This window comes from Arenicella chitinivorans, from assembly GCF_014651515.1.
Classification (GTDB): domain Bacteria; phylum Pseudomonadota; class Gammaproteobacteria; order Arenicellales; family Arenicellaceae; genus Arenicella; species Arenicella chitinivorans.
The window spans coordinates 62,765-82,504 of record NZ_BMXA01000006.1 but is presented as its reverse complement, the minus strand read 5'-3'; the positions used below and the strand labels follow the sequence as shown (position 1 = coordinate 82,504).

Here is a 19,740-nt window from a genome sequence, read left to right as displayed (position 1 = left end):
TCAGCGAAGGCGACAATCTGAAACGGCGCGCCTGTCTAGAGGGATTCGAGTTGATAAATAAAGAGTCATGGAGCAATGTCATGACTCTCTCGGTCCTTGATTTTCTCAGTCAGCGAACGGGTTCATGCGACTGAAAAACCCTTTTTCTTTCTTAAACGGTTCTTTCTGATTATTAGGAAAGTTGGTCAGAAGCACTTGGTGCGTGCTCGCTGCAAGGTCGTCTAGTCCCATTTCCACATACGCTTTTTCCATTAACAACAATGCGCCTTCAACAGCGGGCGTTGTTTCGTAGGCATAAATAATATTTTTGCAGCGATTAACCGTTGCAACGTAGGTCTGGTTGTCAAAGTAAAACTGGGCGATGGCCAATTCACGTTCAGCCAAAGAATTTCGGATAAACAGAATACGCTGTTTCGCATCCTCGGCATATATGCTGTTCGGGTAGCGTTTGATCAACTCTTCGAACGCCTGCTGTGAATCACGATAGGGTTTGGGGTCGCGGATGGATTCTTCGCCACCTTTAACGAAGCGATCTATGGCGGACTGCTTTTTCTCAAAGCTTGCCACACCTTTCATGTAGTAGGCGTAATCCACGTTCTTATGCGTTGGGTAGAGTTTGATGAAATTGTCTGCGGCTTCGACCGCTTTCTCGACTTGCCCAGTTTTATCAAACGCAAAGATCATGTCCAGCTTGGCCTGTTCGGTATATTCACCGTAGGGAAAATTCGCTTCCAAAATCTGGTAGTTCTGAATTGCAAAGTTATAGTTGCCGCGGTCCAAAGCAAGCTTTGCCTTGGCATAGAGTTCTTCAACTTGTTGCAGCGCTAACTCTTGATCCGATGGCTCAGTTTTATTAGAGGCGCAGCCGATGACCATCACTGCCAGGCTGACGACCAGCCCGATCCGAGCCAAGGCCGAAAATGGCCTGCTAGCAGTTCGAACCAACGTTCGAAAACTGGTTGCAGAGAAGGCGAAATTTCGTACAGTTAAAACGCTCATGTGATTTCATATATGAGTTATGATGCAATCATTAAGGATAACGCGAATCCACCAATCAGAGAAGAAAAATTAGGTTGCTTCTCTGTTAGAAAAGTCAGGTTTGATTCCGACCATGTTAATTCCAGATCAGAGCATTACAGTCGTTAAATAAAATTATATGAACAACAGCGACGCTGTCGGCGACAGCACTAAATTCGAGTTCACGATTCCAGATCAACTGTATGGGCAGCGTGTGGACAAAGCCTTGGCGACGTTGTGCGAGGGCCATTCTCGCAGCACAGTTCAGACTTGGATAAAACAAGGTCTGGTTTCGATCGATGAGGAGACGCCACGTCAGAAAGACAAAGTTTATGGCGGGGAACACGTGGAGATCGACGTGCCCGAGATTCGACAAGGCGAATGGGAACCCCAGAATATTTCGCTTGATATCGTATTTGAAGACGACGACATGCTGGTGATTAACAAGCCAGCAGGTTTGGTTGTACACCCTGGTGCAGGTAACCCAGACGGCACTTTACTGAATGCTTTGTTATACCACTTTCCGAATAATCGAAGCCTTGCCAGGGCTGGGATTGTGCACCGATTAGATAAGGACACTTCAGGATTGATGGTGGTGGCGAAAAGTGAGGCTGCACGGCTTGGATTGATTGATCAACTGGTGGACCACTCTCTGCACCGCGAGTACCTGGCGATGGTCAATGGACGCGTGATTTCAGGAAATACTGTCGAAGAACCGATTGGTCGAGATAAGCATGATCGACGTAAAATGACGGTGAGTATGATGGGCAAGGAGGCCGTAACGCATTATCGAGTTGATGAGCGATTTCGGAATCATACCTTGCTGCGTGTGCAGCTCGAAACTGGGCGTACGCATCAAATTCGCGTGCATATGGCCTATGTCGGGTTTCCGTTGGTCGGGGATCCGGTCTACGGTCGTCGGCTCGGCATTCCAGCCGATAGCCACCCGGATCTAGAGGCGGCATTACGCAGTTTTAGACGTCAGGCACTGCATGCCACGCGTATCGAGTATCAACACCCGATTCATGGTGAGCTCCAGTCTTGGCAACGTGATCTGCCTGAGGATATGCAAACATTGGTTGCCGCCTGTACAGCGGATTATGAATAAGCGATTGGTGCAGTGAGTATTCAAATTGAAACGCCGTCGTGGAATGCGCCCGCACAGGTTAAGGCGCTTAGCACGTTGCGAGTAGGTGGGCAAAGCCGAGGTGTCTATGCGTCATTGAATCTAGCAGACTATGTTGGGGATGACGATAGCGCAGTGACTCGCAACCGGGCACTGCTGGCGAGCGTAGTCGGGTTGCCACAAAACCCGAACTGGCTACAGCAGGTTCATGGTACGCAGATCATCGATTTTGACCGTACGAAGACGGGCTCTGCAAGGCACGAAGCGGATGGCGCGACTACCACGACACACAGTGTGGTGTGCGCGGTGCAGACGGCAGATTGTCTGCCGTTATTAATGACCAACCGGCAAGGGACTCGGGTCGCTGCGGTGCATGTGGGCTGGCGTGGAATGGCGGCTGGTATTATTGAAAATGCGGTGGCGAAAATGCGCAGCGAAACGCGCGATATCTTGGTCTGGGCTGGGCCGTGTATCGGCGCTGCAGCGTTTGAAGTTGGTGTGGAAGTTCAGGCGCAATTGCGTGGTCCAGCGGCCGCTTACCGACCGGCGAGCAGCAACGATAAAGTGTACGCTGATTTACGAGCTCTAGCCGGTGACCGTTTACTGAAGCTTGGTGTAACCCAGTATTTCTGTAGTGAGTCCTGCACCTATCAACAGGATAATGCTTTTTTTTCGTACCGGCGTGACGGGCAATGTGGTCGCATGGCGAGTTTAATCTGGATTCAGCCGTGAAAAAAACACTGTTTCGACCACTTTTATTGCGTGAGGTATTGCCCTCGGCCATCTTAATTACCGTCCTTGGCATGTTGATTTGCTGGTGGCTGACTAATCCATGGAGCTTGTCTGGGCGCTTGGGTGTATTCGCTCTCCCTGCGGGTCTGTTCGCCGGTATCTTGCTCTATGGCGCGTGTTTATGGCTTACCCGTAGTCCATGGTTGGATGTGCCTTCGGTACGGCAACTAAACCAGCTACTGCATACTTTGTTTCAAGGATTTACCTGGCGCGATATTATGATTGTGTCATTGTTGGCCGGTGTTGGTGAAGAGCTATTAGTGCGTGGTGCTCTCCAAAGTTGGCTAATTTCCATCACAAACCCTGTAGTTGGCATCGTGATGGCGTCCATTATCTTTGGCTGTATGCACTGGTTGAGTTATACCTATGTCATTGCAACCTTCGTGCTCGGTGTTTTATTTGGTCTTGGCTTGTTCTTCACTGAGAGTATTGTGTTTGTGATCGCAGCCCATACCGCTTACGATATTCTGGCGTTTTATGTGATTGTAAAACGCCCAGAACTGCTCGGTCTGAAGACCGAGGAAAACCGGAATGTGCTCCCCATTAAAGAGCACATTTAACGCCATTGATGCCGGTTAGGATGCGGATTTTCTGGCTTCTGCCTCGCAAACCGCCGCGGTAAAGATGACGTCGGTTGAACTGTTTAGCGCAGTTTCAGCGGAATCCTGAACTACGCCGATAATAAACCCGACGCCGACCACCTGCATGGCGACATCATTGGGAATGTTGAACAGACTGCATGCCAGCGGAATCAGCAACAAGGAGCCGCCGGCTACGCCAGACGAACCGCAAGCACCAACGCTGGCGAGAATCGAAAGCAGCAACGCGGTGGTCAAGTCGACCTCGATGCCCAGTGTGTTGACGGCAGCTAGAGTCATGATCGTGATGGTAATAGCCGCGCCAGCCATGTTGATAGTGGCACCCAAGGGTATCGAAACCGAGTAAGTATCCTCATCCAGATCGAGCTTTTTGCATAAATTCAGATTGACTGGAATATTGGCCGCCGAACTTCGTGTGAAAAAGGCGGTGATACCGCTTTCTCGCAGCGCCCGGAATACCAGGGGATAGGGGTTTTCGCGTAGTTTGCTAAAGACAATGATTGGGTTCACGATCAGCGCCACGATTAGCATGGCACTAACCAGCAGCATCAACAGTTGAGTGTAACCCAATAGGCTCTCAATGCCGGTTTGTGACACCGTGCCAGCGACCAGGCCAAAAATACCGATGGGCGCGAGTTGAATGACAAACTGCACGATACCAGTAACGGCGTCGCTAATGTCATGCATAACCGTTTTCGTCTGTTCAGCGGCGCTGCGCAGCACTAAACCAATTCCGATTGCCCACGCAAGGATAGCGATGTAATTGCCGGTGAGGAGCGCGTTCACGGGGTTGTCGACCAGTCGGAATAACAATGATTGCAGAATCTCAGTGATTCCTTGCGGGGCATTGGTGGTGGTTTCTGTGGTTACCAGAGATAATTCGGTTGGAAACAGAAAACTAAGGATTACTGCGACCGTCGCTGCTGCAAACGTGCCGATGAAGTACAGCAGAATGATCGGGCGCATATGTGTGGACGCATCCGCTCGCTGATTTGCTATCGAGGAAATAACCAAGATAAAAATCAGGATCGGTGCAACCGCTTTCAAAGCATTTACAAACAGCTGGCCGAAGATATGGGCTGTTTTGCCGATTTCCGGAGAAATCAATGCAACACCCGTGCCGAGAACGATACCAATTAGAATCCGAAGCACCAGGCTGGTGCTGGTCCATCTGGCATACAATGAGGGGGAAGTGGTCATAATGTTGTAGGTGGAATGTGGTTATTATTGTTGTCTGGCAACGCAACTTGGCGTGCTTAGGCCAGTTCTTTTTTCCAAAGCACATCGGGCTGTCCAAGTGCTTGATTTATGATGCGGGCAGCGACGAAAAGTAGATCAGAAAGACGGTTTAGGTACTGCCTGGTGGTGTCGCAAACCGGCTCCAGCTGATGCAAGCTGATCAAGTCACGTTCTGCGCGTCGGGCGACCGCCCGAGCCATATGGCAGATCGCGGCAGCTTCACTGCCACCGGGCAAAATAAAGTCCTTCAATGGCTCGACTTGGGTATTGAACTCATCAATGCGCTGCTCTAATCGCGCTACTTTATCTGCGGTGATGAAGCTCTGGCCAGGCATGCTGATCTCACCGCCAATATTAAATAAATCATGTTGAATTGCGGTCAATAACTCTGTGAGCGCTGCGTCGTCGAGCTTACAAATTAACAGACCAAGTAAGCTGTTTAACTCATCCACAGATCCCATCGCGTGCATGCGCGCATGGTTTTTCGCCACGCGCTCACCGCCGCTCAGCCCCGAAGTCCCATCGTCACCAGTTCGTGTATAAAGTTTGCTAAGACGATTTCCCAAAATGGTCTCCTAAGTAGTGGATATATTTATTAGTTTTGGTATGCATAAGATTGGCTTTGCGGATCATGGATTGGCAAAGAGAGTGAGAATATCACGCCATCGGAGCTCAACAAATTGCGAGCAATGACATCGCCGCCGTGAAAGCTGGCAATCAGTTTAACAATGTACAACCCCATTCCTAAACTGATTTTCTGTGCGTCTTTGCGCCCCAAGGAAACCAGCGGTTCAAAAATCCGCTCGGCCATGCCTTCTGGTAGTCTGGAACCCTGATTAATGATGTCGATCTGTGCAAAGTTGTCCAAGCGTCGCAGTTTAAACACAATCGCGGTATCCGGTGCAGCAAAATCAATCGCATTGTCGACCAGTTTGTCCAGTGCCTGGGCGATGTAGTCTGGCGCGATTTCCACCATGATCGGGCGCGAATGAATAAGCACTTCAAACCGTTGCTCGGGGTTAGAGAAAGAGTAGCCATCGACATAGTTTTCGATCAGCTCGATCAAGTCAACCGTCTCACGCGTTTCCGACTGCATGGCTTGTTCAAGATTGGCGGCCTCGGTCAGGTTGCGCAGAATCATGCCAATCCGGTTCAGACCGTTTTTCGCGCGTTCCATGTATTTGCTGTTTGCTGACTCGGGTATTTCTTCTGACAAATTGTGTAGCGAGGAATTCACGACATTTAACGGGTTGCTGACTTCGTGCGCCAGTGTGTCTGGCAGGCCGCGCAAATAGCTGGTGTACTGCGATAAGCGCCCCAACATATTACTGACAGATCGTGATAAATCACCAATTTCATCACCCGATTTGGCTTCTGCGTTGAGACGTTGGTGTACGATCCGTCCGTCACGATCGATCGCCGTTTCAGTCGCGTTGCGAAGCCGGCGAATACGGACAGTCAAGCGAGAGGCAAAGATCAGCAGGGCAGTGGCCACGGTGATCAGAACTAACAGCGTGACGCTGATGACGTTTTCCAGTGTTTCACGCTGTTGTCGCAGCACTTGGTTGGTACTTTGTTCCACCACCACGGCACCGAGTATGCCGTCACCGAGAAAAATCGGATGGGCCGACATGAGAATGGTGCTTTGTTTATCGAGCGATGGGCGTCGGTCCGAAGAGATGCTGCCACTTAAGGCGTCCTGTAAGATTTTGTCGTTGCGCTCCTCGATGCTGCGGTCAGCCAGTTCGCTGCTGGGTTGTTCGATGATATAGGTGAAGATTGTTTGCAGCGCAGAGCTATAGTAGTAACGCACCATTTGCCACACGTAATCTAGTCCTGTCTCGTTGCTCGGTTTATCAATCTCGGGATCATTGACCTCGGTGACCAGATTGCCTACCACGGTGCGCACGCGCTTGTCTTTGTTAAACACCCAGATTCGAGTTTCAGCGCGATCAAGCCCTTTAAGAATCTTGGTGATACGTGGCGACTCGACCAACAGTTTCGACAGCTCGTCGTTCTCGCTTTGGGGCGTGGTTGGAACTGTTGCCGCGATGGTACGCGACTCTGGGTCATCAACATCCACAACCATCATGCTGATCCGAGTGTCGGAAGAGAGCATGAAACGTGGAATTCGTAGTTCGACGTTGTAGCCGTCGTCGGTCAGACTCAATTCCGCTGCTAGATCGTAATTCGGTTCCCCACTGATCGGGTACTGCCACGCTTGATCCATGAGGTAGATGCTCATTCGCCCTGGCTCTCGTGCAATCAAGGTGTAGCGCTTCGGGCTACTGCCGGGGTCCTGCAGGGTCAATCGAATATGGTCAGCGGCATCGACCCGCAGAAATTTTTTCGGTCGTAAAAGAACATGATCATCGAGCACTTCGAATAGGGCATAGATAAAGTTCCCGCGATACCCCAGTGTGTGTTTGACCTCGATGACATTGTCAGAGGCGATCGGTTGTTCACCTGGAGTCGGAAGAAACTGTTCTGCTTGTTTCGCTGCCTCGCCCCAGTCGCTCAAATCGCCGTTCAGGTTAATGTAGTTTGGTAACGGAGCGGCGTAAATCTCGTTGTCGTCTAGATTGCTGGGGTCTATCTGTGATTCTTCATTAAACAGCTCTGGTCGATCGTGCAACACTGTCGCCACCGCGCGTGAGGTTAGACTCAACGCTTGCTCTTGACCAGTGAGTAGATAGGTCTTCATTTCTCGGACGTACTGATACGACATCCACGGGATGAGCAACAGCAGCATGCCGACCAGCAGCAATTTGGTGCGAATGGAAAAACCAGTGCGAATTTTCACGTTCGTTTACCCGTCGGTATTCCATTTATAGCCAACTCCGAACACGGTTTGGATGTGTTTAAAGTTTGGGTCTATCTCTTTGAATTTATTTCGTATTCGACGAATGTAGCCATTGATCGTATTACGCTCAACATAGCTTTGCCGCGTAATGGTCATCATATTCTCATAGGTTTTAACGTGACCTGGGTGACGGGCCATCGACTCAATCAACCAGAACTCAGTTAATGTTAGACTCAGCTCTTTACCTTTCCAGCGAATCGACATGCTGTCTTCATTGATCTCCAGATCGTTAATCACCATGGCGTTGTTGCGCTGATTGGTCTCTGGGCCGAGTGCAAGGCTGTCTACAATACGAAACAAGGAGTTAATCCGGACGCTCAAGTATTGCATATTCAGGGGTTTTGTAAGGTAGTCCCATGCGTCTAGACGTAAGCCGGAAACTCGATCAATGTCGGTATCACGTGCAGTAAGAAAGATGATTGGTAACGTCGGTGAGAGAGCCCTGAGGTCGCGACACAAGTCGAAGCCGCCATCCATCTCATTTTCGAGCATGATGTCGAGTATCGCAAGGTCGGGCATATTGCTGCGCATGCCGGATAGTGCTTCCCGCCGGTTCGCGTACGTGTCGACCAGGTACCCAGATTTCTCAAGGGCGTCGCGGTAGTTTTCACGCTGATCAAAATCGTCTTCAACGATTGCTACTTTTCTGGCCATGGTTATGAATGTGTTGCGGTGGTTAGCTGAGAATTTTAAAGCGAGTAATTCGCATTCATAGAGGCGGTATTTTGCACTAAAACGCAGTCTTTATGGGGGTTGACAGTCAATACCATATTTTTACCACTAGTTTATCCCGAATTCGTCATTCCTAAGGAGTTTAATGCATATATCGGAAAACGAGAAAAGCATTCCAAAATAAAAACATTGCTTGCTAACACGTATTTTCGGTTCAGTATCCATTGTTGAAGAGATCGAGTGTCGCAGAGTTGCGCAAGAGAGAAGTCGTATGAGCCATCAAGTTTTTGTACCCGTAACAGATGATTTAATTTACAACCACCCTGAGCAAATTGAGGGGCCATTGGTACCGTATACCGTAGGTATGGAGTGCCACGAATGGTTGTCGATTGAGATTAACCCAGACGAAACGATTCCTGTGGTCTCGGCCGCGGCTTCGGCGCGTACGGCCAATTTGCGATTAGCGTACAGCGCTTAAATCGCCTCCGACATAGTTTTCAGCGCTGCTGCTTCGCGCGGCAGCGTGAAATCTTTGATGTCAAGGGATTGAGCGACACGTGGCACACTCTTAACTGTGCCAAACACGTTTACACGCAGACTAATCTACAGGCCAGGGAAGCACATGGCCTTAAGCCAGAATTGCTCGGCTAAAAGATAAATTTTAATCCGTTTCAGATGTGCCTCGCTGCACCTTGATAAAGGGCAGGTAGGCATGCCAGTCCAGCGCAAATGATCGGTGCTGGTAGGCGCCATTGGCGAGCGCTTGATAGTGGGGGCGTAATTCTTCTATTCGTTGGATCAAGCTGGTGATTGACGTCAGTAAATAGTTGATGTCGTCGACCGTGGAATACAACGCTAGGCTAACCCGAACCATCCCTCGTTTTAGGTTGATGTAATTTTCCTGTTCTGAGTCAGCGATTCCGGTTAAATCCAGTTCCCATAATTGCTCTTTGAGCAGGCTGCTTACATACGGGTGGGCACAAAAGCACTCATTACGCACCGCGATGCCATAGTAATCACTTAAAACGGCGGCAACTAAGCCGTGATCGATGCCGTTGATATTAAAAGCTACTGCACCGCGGCGTTCGAGTCGAGGGTCCGCGTAAATACACATGCCTGGCACTTGTGATAAGCCATCGATTAACTGCGTCATCAAGCGCTTCTCCTCGCCAGCGATATTGTGCATACCGAAGGTCTTGAGCTCTTGCAGTACGCTGGCCAGGGCGATAGCGCCAACGATGTTGGGCGTGCCGGATTGCTCGCGTTGCGGATAAGCAGATGATAATTCGTAATCGTAGTAGCCCACTGTGTTCACCGAACCGCCACCAAGGTCTTGTTCTGGTAAGGACTGCAACACAGATTTGCGTGCCACGAGTACGCCAGGTGAGCAAGGTGTGTAGGCTTTGTGCCCTGAGAAGGCAAAGAAGTCAGGCTGCCATTGGTCCAGCTCAGTCGGCATATGTGTCACGCACTGGGCGCCATCGACCAAAACCAGTATGTCGTGTTGATGTGCGAGTTCACAAATCTCACCGATCGGATTACACACTCCGGTGACATTGCTCACTGCAGACACGGCAATGTAGTTGACCCGACCCGCGTATTCAGAGCAGAGCGCTTGAAGCGCCGCAATATCTGTGGCACCGCTATGTGCCCCTGTGCCGCTCAGCGGTAAATGTACGATGTTGAAATCCGGATGACGATGTGGCAAATCATTCGCGTGGTGTTCCATGGAGGAAACAAACACCACGTCTTTGTCTGGTCGTGCCGCTCGCAAGCCTCGGGCTACGCGATTTGTCGCTGCGGTGGTGCCGGTACCGGTGAAAATGCTGGTAAAAACCGCGGGATCGGCGCCAACAAAATTTAGTACGGTATCGTGCGCCCAGGCCAGCGCATGCGTACTGATTTTTGCCGACTGGTGCACATAGCTGTGTGTGTTGGAATAGTGCGGCAGCATGGCCTGGATGGTGTCCATTGCCATTTTGGCAGGCAGTGGTGACGCGGCGCTGTCGAAGTGGATACGCCGCCGCGTCTGACCGTCGGCGCAAGGATAGCGTGTATCAAGGCCAATGAATTTCAGTTGCGTTTGCATGGCGCGATTATACGTCGCCTTGGCAAGCCGGTCGATGTTTGCGTATGATGTAGCCTTCAAAAATAACTCCACGATAATCTTCATGAAAAAAACTATTCTGGCAGCATGCATCCTAAGCTTGACGGCGACTGCATGTAATCAATCCGACGCACCAGTAAAGGATCAGGTAATGAGTGAGGTTGAAGCGACTGAAACAACGGCGAGTGACGCCACGGCAAATGAAACTGCACCTGTCACCTCGGAGAATCCGTTTTATCAGCCTAGTTCGCTGTATATGTCGTATCCCCCCTTTGACCAAATCCAAAACGAGCACTATTTGCCTGCGTTTGAAAAGGGTATGCGCGAACACTTGCAGGAGATTGAAGAAATTGCGACGAATTCTGAGCCTGCAACCTTCGAAAACACCTTCATCGCAATGGAAAAGAGCGGTGAGTTACTGAGCCGAGTGTCGCGCGTATTCTTTGCTCTGAGTTCCGCGCACACCAACGACGAGATAAAAAAAGTGCGCTCGGAAGTGGCCCCCAAAATGTCCGCGCATTCAGACTCGATTCTGCTAAATGCGGACTTGTTCGCGCGCGTGAAATCGATTCATGATGCGCTGGGTACCTTGGCGCTAGATTCTGAGTCTGAGCGACTGGTCACCGAGACGTATAAAGAGTTCATCGGTGCCGGTGCAGAATTGTCTGAGCAGGACAAAGAAGCGCTCAAGAAAATTAATACGGAACTCGCAACTTTGACCAACCAGTTCAGTCAAAACGTGTTGGAAGAGGTCAACGCCAAAGCCATTGTGGTGGATTCCGCTGACGAATTAAAAGGTTTGAGTGACACGCAAATTGCATCGTCATTAGAAGCCGGCAAGGCGCGCGATATGGACGGCAAATATGTGATTCCGCTGTTGAATACTAGCCAGCAGCCATCCTTGTCTGCGCTGGAAGACCGTGCATTGCGACAGCGAATTTTGCAGACTTCGCTAGGGCGTGGCAGCTCGGGCGGAGATTATGATAATCGTGAGTTGGTGACGAAGGTATTTAAGTTGCGTGCTGAACGTGCCCAACTTCTTGGATATGAAAACCATGCGGCCTATCAATTGATCGACCAAACAGCCCAAACCACGGAAGCTGTTAATACCCGCTTAGCAACCTTGGCACCACCGGCTGTTGCGAACGCTAAACGAGAGTTGGCAGACTTACAGGCGCTGGTTAAGGAAGAGGGCGGCGAGTTCGACCTCCAAGCTTGGGATTGGGATTACTACACAGAAAAACTGCGTGCCAAGCGCTACAACTTTGATGAGTCGCAGCTTAAACCTTATCTGGAAATGGAAAATGTGTTGGTAAACGGCGTATTTCACGCGGCCGAGAAGCTTTATGGGCTTACGTTCAAGAAGCGTGACGACCTGCCGACTTACCATCCAGACGCGCACGTGTGGGAAGTTTTTGATGCAGACGGGTCAACACTGGCGCTATTTATTGAGGATTTCTACGCGCGTGAGTCGAAGCGCGGTGGGGCTTGGATGAATGCGTATGTGTCGCAATCTGGTCTGCTTGGTAACAAACCCGTGGTGGCTAACCACTTGAATGTACCAAAGCCTCCTGAAGGTCAACCAACCCTGTTAACCTGGGATGAAGTGACCACTATGTTCCATGAGTTTGGGCATGCACTCCACGGCATGTTTTCAGACGTGACTTACCCAAGTTTCTCTGGTACATCCGTGCCGCGTGACTTTGTTGAGTATCCGTCGCAAGTAAATGAAATGTGGGCAGATTGGCCGGAAATTTTGGCGAACTATGCCAAGCACTACGAAACCGGTGAGGCGATGCCTCGCGAACTGCTTGACAAGGTCCTCGCTAGCTCGAAGTTTAATCAGGGCTATGCAACGACTGAATATCTGGCCGCGTCGTTGCTAGATCAAGCGTGGCATCAATTAACGCCTGACCAAGTTCCATCAGCCGACGGCGTATTGGCGTTTGAAGCCGAAGCGCTCAAGAAGGCTGGGGTCGCCATTGATCAAGTGCCACCACGTTATCGCACAACCTATTTCTCTCACATTATGGGGGGCTATTCCGCAGGATACTACTCGTATATATGGAGTGAGGTGCTGGATGCTGATACCGTGGAGTGGTTCAAAGAAAATGGTGGATTAAAACGTGAAAACGGCGATCATTTCAGAAAGACCTTGTTGTCTCGCGGTGGAGCAGAAGATGCAATGAGCATTTTTAAAACATTCCGCGGCGCTGAACCTAATATTCAACCTTTGTTGGAGCGAAAGGGATTGACTGCAAAGTAGCACCTGCACAAGGGTTACGTTATAAAGCCTGCTGATTTCGATCAGCAGGCTTTTTTATATTGTTTTATCGCTCTTTGGGCAGAATGTCATGAATGGATGCACCTGGGCCAAATGGCCACTTGCGAGCAGGCTTCAGCTTTCTTTACAATCTTCCATTATCTAGACAGGTGTGGCACTTACCAATCGGAAATTTTGTGTAAATGCCATGGGTCAGTGCCGACACATCTATGTTGGTTTAACTTTATGTCTAACCCTGGGAGCGCGCGTCAATGGCTGCGTATTTTAAACAGTTTTTATCTAGCTTATTCTTACTTAGTCTGAGTTTTCAGTCTTTGGCGGCAACTATCGTTGTCAATACCGATATAACGGGTGACGGATGCACGATTGTGGATGCCATTAATTCCGCGAACGCCGATACCGCCATGAGTGGCTGCCTAGGAACGTCCACCGGATCATTTGGCGACGATACCATCGTGATTCCCGAGATTTTGGCGATTCAAAACTTATTTATGGTGAATAATACCGCCGGCACGCTCGGCGCAAATGGCTTGCCTCAGATTACGAGCAACATAACCATTGAAGGAAATAACGCACTGATACGGCGCTCATCCTCACCATCCGTGCCCGATTTTCGACTCTTCTATGTCGGGGCAGGCGGAAACCTCGTGCTCAAGAATGTGCGACTGGTCAATGGCAAACAAAGTAATGGTTCGGCGGTGTTTGTGTACGGCGGTCATGCTCGAATTGAGGACAGTGAAGTACGCCAGAATAATGCCACGGACCCAAATGGTTGTACGATTGCCAATAATGGGGTCGGCACTTTTGATGCGAGTGTGGAGCTCGTTAACACTCGGGTGACAAACAATACTGGTTGCGGTGTGGTCAGTTCAAGCAGCGGTGCGATTACCGGTTCTGTCCAGTTGGTGGTGCAGGATAGCGTGGTGTCGGGTAATTCCCGTACCGGGATCTCGGTTGCGACTGGGACAGCGCGCATAGATCGCAGTGAAGTTTCACATAATGTAGGTTCTGGTGTGCGAAGTGGCAACGATGTCACCTTACTTATGCGTGACTCCACCATCAGCAATAATAAATCGGCGAGCTCGACGTCAACCGGCGGTGGCGTTGCGATTGTAATTGGTACCGGTTCTCCAGTCACAACCTTAATTAATAATACGATCTCGGAGAATGAGGCGGGAACAGGTGGTGGGATTCGGCATTCGCTGGGTACACTCAATTTAGTCAACAACATAGTTTCAGGCAATACGTCACTCGTATCGAGTGCAAACGGGAAAGAAATTCTACGCCAGGCTGGTTTTTCTGGTGGTACGCCAATCGCTGGCAATCAACGGAATAATTTGATTGGTACTTCTGCCATTACCACAGCACAAGCGGTGTCTGGGTTTGTGCCACATGCGAGCGACCTGCTGGCTACCAGCAATGGCACCGTGCCGACGCCACTGCGAAAAATTGTGCGTGGTCTGAAAAACAATGGTGGTTCGGGGCGCTCGCATGCGCCGGCCGGTGGTAGTCCGGCGATTGATGCGGCGGTGTCAACTTATATCTTGGGTGCGATATTTCTCTTCGGTGAAGGTTGCGCCTTTACAACATTTTTCCCTTCGTTTGCTACAGTCACCCGAAGTGACCAGCGCGGCGTTCAACGCCCTCAAGGAGCTGCCTGCGATATCGGCGCTGTTGAGTATGAAGAAACCACGTTGTTCGTGATCCCTCTGGCCTCGGGCGGTACCGTGATTGTTGATTTGTAGCACCGGTTAGTGCCAGTGTTTCTTGGCGCATCATGCTGCTGTTGCTTCGGGCGATTTTTCCGCTCGGTCACTTAAAGCTAAATTCTCATATTCCCTCGCACTCGTCAGCTCGGCTGCGCAGGATTAGCGCAACTCGGTATTGACTGGAGCAAACTTAGATTCATGCAGCGTTATACACTTTTTATATTATTTGCCACTGTCTTAACGGTGGTGGTTGGGGTTGGACTCGCTTGGGCCGGTGGTACTCAAGGTGCCCAGTTCAATGGGTTTTCGGTATTCGCGTTGTGTGCGATGGCGGCGTTTGTGATTAACTGGTTGGCGTATATTCCAGCGGTGGTGATGCAGACTGAGAAGTTTTACGATTTAGTCGGCAGTCTAACGTACTTATGCGTCGTGGCGATTGCGGTTCTGCTGTCCACCGACCTCGATTTGCGCGCGGCTTTGGTCGCACTGATGGTGTCGATCTGGGCCGTACGTCTTGGTTCATTCCTATTTATGCGGATTCATCAGGATGGTACTGATGATCGTTTCGACGAAATCAAGCGTAGCGTGCCTCGATTTCTGTTCGCCTGGACGATGCAGGGCCTTTGGGTCATTTTTACGGCAGCAGCAGCGCTGGCTATCGTTACCAGCGCACAGCGTGAACCGCTTGGTTGGTTAGGTAATCTCGGGATTTTGGTTTGGGTCACCGGATTTTCGATCGAGGTCCTAGCGGATGCTCAAAAGCGTGCGTTTAAACGGGATCGAGCGAATCAAGGCGACTTTATTCGCAGTGGCTTATGGGCTTGGTCACGGCACCCAAACTATTTCGGTGAGATAACGCTCTGGATTGGCGTTGCGCTGATGGCAGTTCCAGTGATTTCGGGCTGGCAATGGGTCGTCATGATCTCGCCAATCTTCGTGTATTTGTTGATCACTAAAATCAGCGGTATTCCAACCCTCGAGAAAAAAGCCAAAGCGCGGTGGGGCGAAAACGCGGCATATCAAGACTATATTCGCCGTACTTCACGCCTTGTGCCCATGCCGCCGAAAAAAGGCTAGGGTTATCTAAGTAAACGTATCGTGAACGAAAAAGAAGGCGATTGCAGTTGCCCACAATCGCCTTCTTAGCTCCACGAAACACGCTCCGTGTGTTCCCTTCTTCACCTAAGTCAAAGATTGCTCCCTTGCCTTAGCCAAACTGGTTCATGGTGTTATCTTCACCGGCTGCTTTTAGGGCTGCATCACCAGAGAAGTACTCTTTGTGATCATCGCCGATGTTTGAGCCTGCCATATCCTGGTGCTTCACGCACGCTAAACCTTGGCGAATTTCCTTACGCTGTACACCTTTTACGTAGGCCAACATGCCTTCTTCGCCGAAGTAACCTTGCGCCAAGTTGTCAGTCGACAATGCGGCTGTGTGGTAAGTCGGTAGCGTGATCAAGTGGTGGAAGATGCCCGCTTTCTTGGCGCCTTCACGCTGGAAGTTTTGGATCATGTCGTCTGCGCGATCGGCCAGTGACGTACCATCGTATTTGATGTCCATTAGCTCGTCGCGGTTGTATTCACTCACGTCTTCACCAGCATCGACCATGGCGTCATACGCTTGTTGACGGAAGCTGAGCGTCCAGTTAAACGAAGGTGAATTGTTGTAAACCAACTTCGCATTCGGCACCACTTCGCGAATACGATCCACCATGCCGCCGATTTGGCCAACGTGCGGCTTTTCCGTTTCGATCCAAATCAGATCAGCGCCATTTTGCAGGCTGGTGATGCAATCGAGAACGCAACGATCTTCGCCCGTGTCTGGTTTGAACTGGAACAAGCCGCTGGCCAGACGCTTTGGTCTAACTAAGCTGCCGTCACGATGAATTACGACGTCACCGTTTTTCATTTGACCTGGGGTTAACTCCTCGCAGTCCAGGAATGAGTTGTACAAATCACCGAGATCGCCTGGCTCGTTCGTGACCGCGATTTGCTTGGTGAGACCGGCGCCTAAGGAGTCGGTACGTGCAACAATGACACCGTCGTTTACACCCAGTTCAAGGAAGGCGTAGCGTACTGCACGGATTTTCGCCAAGAAATCGGCATGCGGCACAGTAACTTTGCCGTCTTGGTGACCGCATTGTTTCTCGTCAGAGACTTGGTTTTCGATCTGAATTGCACACGCACCGGCTTCAATCATTTTCTTGGCCAGTAGATACGTAGCTTCTTCGTTACCGAAGCCCGCATCAATGTCGGCGATGATCGGCACAACGTGTGTTTCAAAATTGTCGATGTGATGCTGCACTTCGGCGGCTTGTGCTGTGTTGCCGGCAGCTCGCGCTGCATCCAGCTGCGTGAATAAATGACGCAACTCGCGTGAGTCCGCTTGTCGCAGAAAGGTGTACAATTCTTCAATCAACGCAGGTACGCTGGTTTTTTCATGCATGGATTGGTCCGGCAGAGGGCCAAATTCAGAACGCAATGCCGCAATCATCCAGCCAGACAGGTAGAGGTAACGCTTGCTGGTTGAGCCATGATGTTTCTTGACCGCAATCATTTTTTGCTGCGCGATAAACCCGTGCCAGCATCCCAATGACTGTGTGTATTGAGAAGAGTCGGCATCGTACTCTTGCATGTCTTTGCGCATGATGGAAGCCGTATACTTGGCAATGTCTAAACCGGTTTTGAAGCGGTTTTGCAGTTTCATTCGTGCTGCGTATTCTGGGTTAATGCCTTTCATTTCAGTGCCACTGGCATCGATCAGGCTTTGAGTGGCTTCGATTTCTTGCTTGTAGGTAGACATCTTCATCTCCTGCTTATTGACTAATTGGTTCATTCGGTTTTCGTGGAATGCTGTGCGTTAGCACGTCGGTTTTTGATGCCACCACCTTAGCTTCGTGCTGGGCATTCAGGAATAATGCAATTGGTATGATTGTCATTCGTAGATTGAATAAAGGTGTAGATATTCACCATTTTTCTACCAAATTGCTTGTTTATTCATTTAACTAATAATAGTCATTCAGACGTGTTGGTGCCAGCAAGTGTAAAATTCAGTAAAAGATTGTTTTAAAAGACACAATCAAACCACCCATCTGATTGAGGCAAAGTGCTATGGCAAACTATTTGAAACGCGTTGAGTTACAGGTTGAATCCACCTTGGTGGACTTTATTGAACAAGAAGTGTTGCCGGGCCTGGATCTGAGCGCTGAACAATTCTGGCAATCGTTGTCAGATGTGGTGGGGGACCTGACACCCGAAAACAGAGCCTTGCTGGCCAAACGTGATGCCATTCAAGTGAAGCTAGATGAATGGAATAGGGCGCATCAAGGCAAATTCGATTTACAGGAATACAGAGCGTTCCTATTGGAGATTGGGTACCTACTTCCAGAAGGCGACGATTTTGAGATTACCACTACCGGCGTGGACGACGAAATCGCACGCCAAGCGGGTCCGCAACTGGTTGTGCCGACCTCCAATGCGCGTTTTGCGTTGAATGCAACAAACGCGCGTTGGGGCAGTATGTATGACGCATTGTATGGCACCGATGCCATTTCTGAGGCGGACGGTGCCAGTCGAGTAGGCAGCTACAACCCGGTCCGTGGCCAAAAAGTCATCGACTTTTGTCGATCGTTACTCGATGCACATTGGCCACTGGCGATGGGCAGCCATTCTCAGGCAATCCGTTATCAGGTTGGTGGCAATGGCTTAGAGGTTGGATTAGCGGACGGCTCTGTTACGCATCTTGCAGACCCTACGCAGTGCCTGGGCTATCAAGGTACGTCGACGGCTCCGACCGGTATACTCTTGGCGCACAATGGGCTGCGTGTGGTCATTCAGATTGATCCAGACTCGCATATTGGTAAAACTGATCCTGCTGGTGTGGCAGATTTGCTCAGCGAGGCGGCGCTGACCACGATTCAGGATTTCGAGGACTCAGTTGCAGCGGTGGATGCAGACGATAAAGTCGGTGTGTATCGCAATTGGCTAGGATTGATGAAAGGCGATCTGGCTGAGCGCTTTGTTAAAGGTGGACAACAATTAACGCGTACATTGAACGCCGATAAAGTGTTTACCACGCTGGATGGCCATGATTTGAGCCTGCCAGGACGTAGCTTGTTATTCTGCCGTAATGTTGGTCACCTGATGTCAAATCCGGCGATTCTGGACGCCCAGGGTGATCAAATTCAGGAAGGCATTATGGACGCCATGATCAGTGTGCTGATCGCTAAGCATGACTTGCTGCAAAACGGGACAGTGCGGAATTCACGTACCGGGAGTGTGTACATTGTGAAGCCAAAAATGCATGGTCCTGAAGAAGTCGCATTTGCGAATACACTGTTTAATCGCGTCGAAGACGAGCTTGGTTTAGCTCGACACACTATCAAGATTGGAGTGATGGACGAAGAACGTCGTACTACGGTGAACCTGAAGGAGTGTATCCGTCAGGTTAAAGACCGAGTTGTGTTCATCAATACTGGCTTCTTGGATCGTACCGGCGATGAAATCCACACAAGTATGTTGCTGGGTATCATGGCGACCAAGGCCGAGATCAAGCAACAGCCGTGGATTGCCGCTTACGAAGACTGGAATGTGGATGTCGGACTCGAGTGTGGTTTGCCTGGTAAAGCCCAAATTGGAAAGGGTATGTGGGCTATGCCGGATGAAATGGCCGCGATGTTGAAGAGCAAAATCAGCCATCCTAAATCCGGTGCAAATACTGCCTGGGTGCCATCGCCAAATGGGGCGACACTGCACTCCATTCACTACCATCAAGTCTCGGTGTTTGATGTGCAGGCACAACTAAAAACTCGTCCACGTGCTGCGCTGGACGACATCTTGACCGTACCCCTCAGTTCAGACCCGGGCAGCTGGACCGCCAATCAGATTCAACAAGAGCTAGACAACAATGCACAAGGTATCTTGGGTTATGTGGTTCGTTGGATCGATCAAGGTGTTGGTTGTTCTAAGGTTCCAGACATCGATAACGTCGGACTGATGGAAGACCGGGCAACGTTGCGTATCTCAAGTCAACATATGGCGAATTGGTTGGTACATGGTGTGACCGATGAAGCACAAGTACGAGCGACCTTTAAGCGCATGGCGGCGGTGGTTGACGAGCAAAACGAGGGCGATCCACAGTACCGACCTATGGCACCGGATTTTGACACCAGTATCGCTTTTCAGGCGGCCTTGGACTTGGTGTTGAAAGGCGCTGAGCAGCCCAACGGCTATACCGAACCACTGCTGCATGCCTACCGACTCAAACTCAAAGCCAGTCGTACCTGATTAATCACTGAGCATACTCAAATCCGAGACAATTATGGCCTGAACG

15 protein-coding genes are annotated in these 19,740 nt (G+C 50.3%); 8 read left to right on the top strand and 7 right to left on the bottom strand.

Annotation, left to right across the window (positions count from 1 at the left end; genetic code table 11):
* Positions 1–105: 105 nt before the first annotated feature.
* Positions 106–999, bottom strand: a complete 894-nt coding sequence (locus tag IE055_RS14485; protein WP_189402392.1) for an outer membrane protein assembly factor BamD — start codon at positions 997–999, stop codon at positions 106–108.
* A gap of 157 nt (positions 1,000–1,156) precedes the next feature.
* Here IE055_RS14485 and rluD point away from each other — a divergent pair, with 157 nt between their 5' ends.
* From rluD to IE055_RS14470, 3 genes are read left to right on the top strand one after another with little or no spacing between them, the layout of a single operon-like run.
* Positions 1,157–2,125 carry a 23S rRNA pseudouridine(1911/1915/1917) synthase RluD gene (rluD, locus tag IE055_RS14480; protein ID WP_189402391.1) on the top strand — a complete coding sequence of 323 codons (969 nt, stop codon included), beginning with the start codon at positions 1,157–1,159 and terminating at the stop codon, positions 2,123–2,125.
* A gap of 18 nt (positions 2,126–2,143) precedes the next feature.
* The gene (gene pgeF, locus IE055_RS14475) at positions 2,144–2,875 is read left to right on the top strand and encodes a peptidoglycan editing factor PgeF (protein WP_373299237.1); all 732 of its coding nucleotides are present in this window, start codon (positions 2,144–2,146) and stop codon (positions 2,873–2,875) included.
* Positions 2,872–3,495 carry a CPBP family intramembrane glutamic endopeptidase gene (locus IE055_RS14470; protein WP_189402390.1) on the top strand — a complete coding sequence of 208 codons (624 nt, stop codon included), beginning with the start codon at positions 2,872–2,874 and terminating at the stop codon, positions 3,493–3,495. The genes pgeF and IE055_RS14470 overlap by 4 nt, the downstream gene beginning before the upstream one ends.
* A 15-nt stretch (positions 3,496–3,510) precedes the next feature.
* Here IE055_RS14470 and sstT read toward each other — a convergent pair whose 3' ends face one another.
* The 4 genes from sstT to IE055_RS14450 are packed head-to-tail and all read right to left on the bottom strand — an operon-like array spanning position 3,511 to position 8,290.
* Positions 3,511–4,734: a serine/threonine transporter SstT gene (sstT, locus tag IE055_RS14465; RefSeq protein WP_189402389.1), complete on the bottom strand. Its 1,224-nt coding sequence runs from the start codon at positions 4,732–4,734 to the stop codon at positions 3,511–3,513.
* Positions 4,735–4,790: 56 nt separating this feature from the next.
* Positions 4,791–5,339 (bottom strand): cob(I)yrinic acid a,c-diamide adenosyltransferase, encoded by a 549-nt coding sequence (locus IE055_RS14460; protein ID WP_189402388.1) that lies wholly within the window; start codon positions 5,337–5,339, stop codon positions 4,791–4,793.
* 29 nt (positions 5,340–5,368) lie between these two features.
* On the bottom strand, positions 5,369–7,576 hold the full coding sequence (locus tag IE055_RS14455) for an ATP-binding protein (protein ID WP_189402387.1): 2,208 nt from the start codon (positions 7,574–7,576) through the stop codon (positions 5,369–5,371).
* Between the two features lie 6 nt (positions 7,577–7,582).
* Entirely contained in the window at positions 7,583–8,290 is a 708-nt protein-coding gene (locus IE055_RS14450) for a response regulator (protein ID WP_189402386.1), read from the bottom strand.
* Positions 8,291–8,579: 289 nt separating this feature from the next.
* On the opposite strand from IE055_RS14450, the gene IE055_RS14445 reads away from it, so the two are divergent.
* Positions 8,580–8,786 carry a hypothetical protein gene (locus IE055_RS14445; RefSeq protein ID WP_189402385.1) on the top strand — a complete coding sequence of 69 codons (207 nt, stop codon included), beginning with the start codon at positions 8,580–8,582 and terminating at the stop codon, positions 8,784–8,786.
* 183 nt (positions 8,787–8,969) lie between these two features.
* Here IE055_RS14445 and IE055_RS14440 read toward each other — a convergent pair whose 3' ends face one another.
* Positions 8,970–10,457 carry an aminotransferase class V-fold PLP-dependent enzyme gene (locus tag IE055_RS14440; protein ID WP_189402384.1) on the bottom strand — a complete coding sequence of 496 codons (1,488 nt, stop codon included), beginning with the start codon at positions 10,455–10,457 and terminating at the stop codon, positions 8,970–8,972.
* Between the two features lie 22 nt (positions 10,458–10,479).
* Here IE055_RS14440 and IE055_RS14435 point away from each other — a divergent pair, with 22 nt between their 5' ends.
* The 3 genes from IE055_RS14435 (at position 10,480) to IE055_RS14425 (ending at position 15,485) form a co-directional block, all read left to right on the top strand.
* Positions 10,480–12,681, top strand: coding sequence for a M3 family metallopeptidase (locus IE055_RS14435; RefSeq protein WP_189402383.1), 2,202 nt, complete (start codon positions 10,480–10,482; stop codon positions 12,679–12,681).
* A gap of 269 nt (positions 12,682–12,950) precedes the next feature.
* Positions 12,951–14,444, top strand: coding sequence for a right-handed parallel beta-helix repeat-containing protein (locus tag IE055_RS14430; protein WP_189402382.1), 1,494 nt, complete (start codon positions 12,951–12,953; stop codon positions 14,442–14,444).
* Between the two features lie 162 nt (positions 14,445–14,606).
* Positions 14,607–15,485, top strand: a complete 879-nt coding sequence (locus IE055_RS14425; RefSeq protein WP_189402381.1) for a DUF1295 domain-containing protein — start codon at positions 14,607–14,609, stop codon at positions 15,483–15,485.
* A 130-nt stretch (positions 15,486–15,615) separates the two neighbouring features.
* Here IE055_RS14425 and IE055_RS14420 read toward each other — a convergent pair whose 3' ends face one another.
* Positions 15,616–17,211, bottom strand: coding sequence for an isocitrate lyase (locus tag IE055_RS14420; RefSeq protein ID WP_189402380.1), 1,596 nt, complete (start codon positions 17,209–17,211; stop codon positions 15,616–15,618).
* 308 nt (positions 17,212–17,519) lie between these two features.
* On the opposite strand from IE055_RS14420, the gene IE055_RS14415 reads away from it, so the two are divergent.
* Entirely contained in the window at positions 17,520–19,694 is a 2,175-nt protein-coding gene (locus tag IE055_RS14415; RefSeq protein ID WP_189402379.1) for a malate synthase G, read from the top strand.
* The last annotated feature ends 46 nt before the right edge of the window (positions 19,695–19,740 follow it).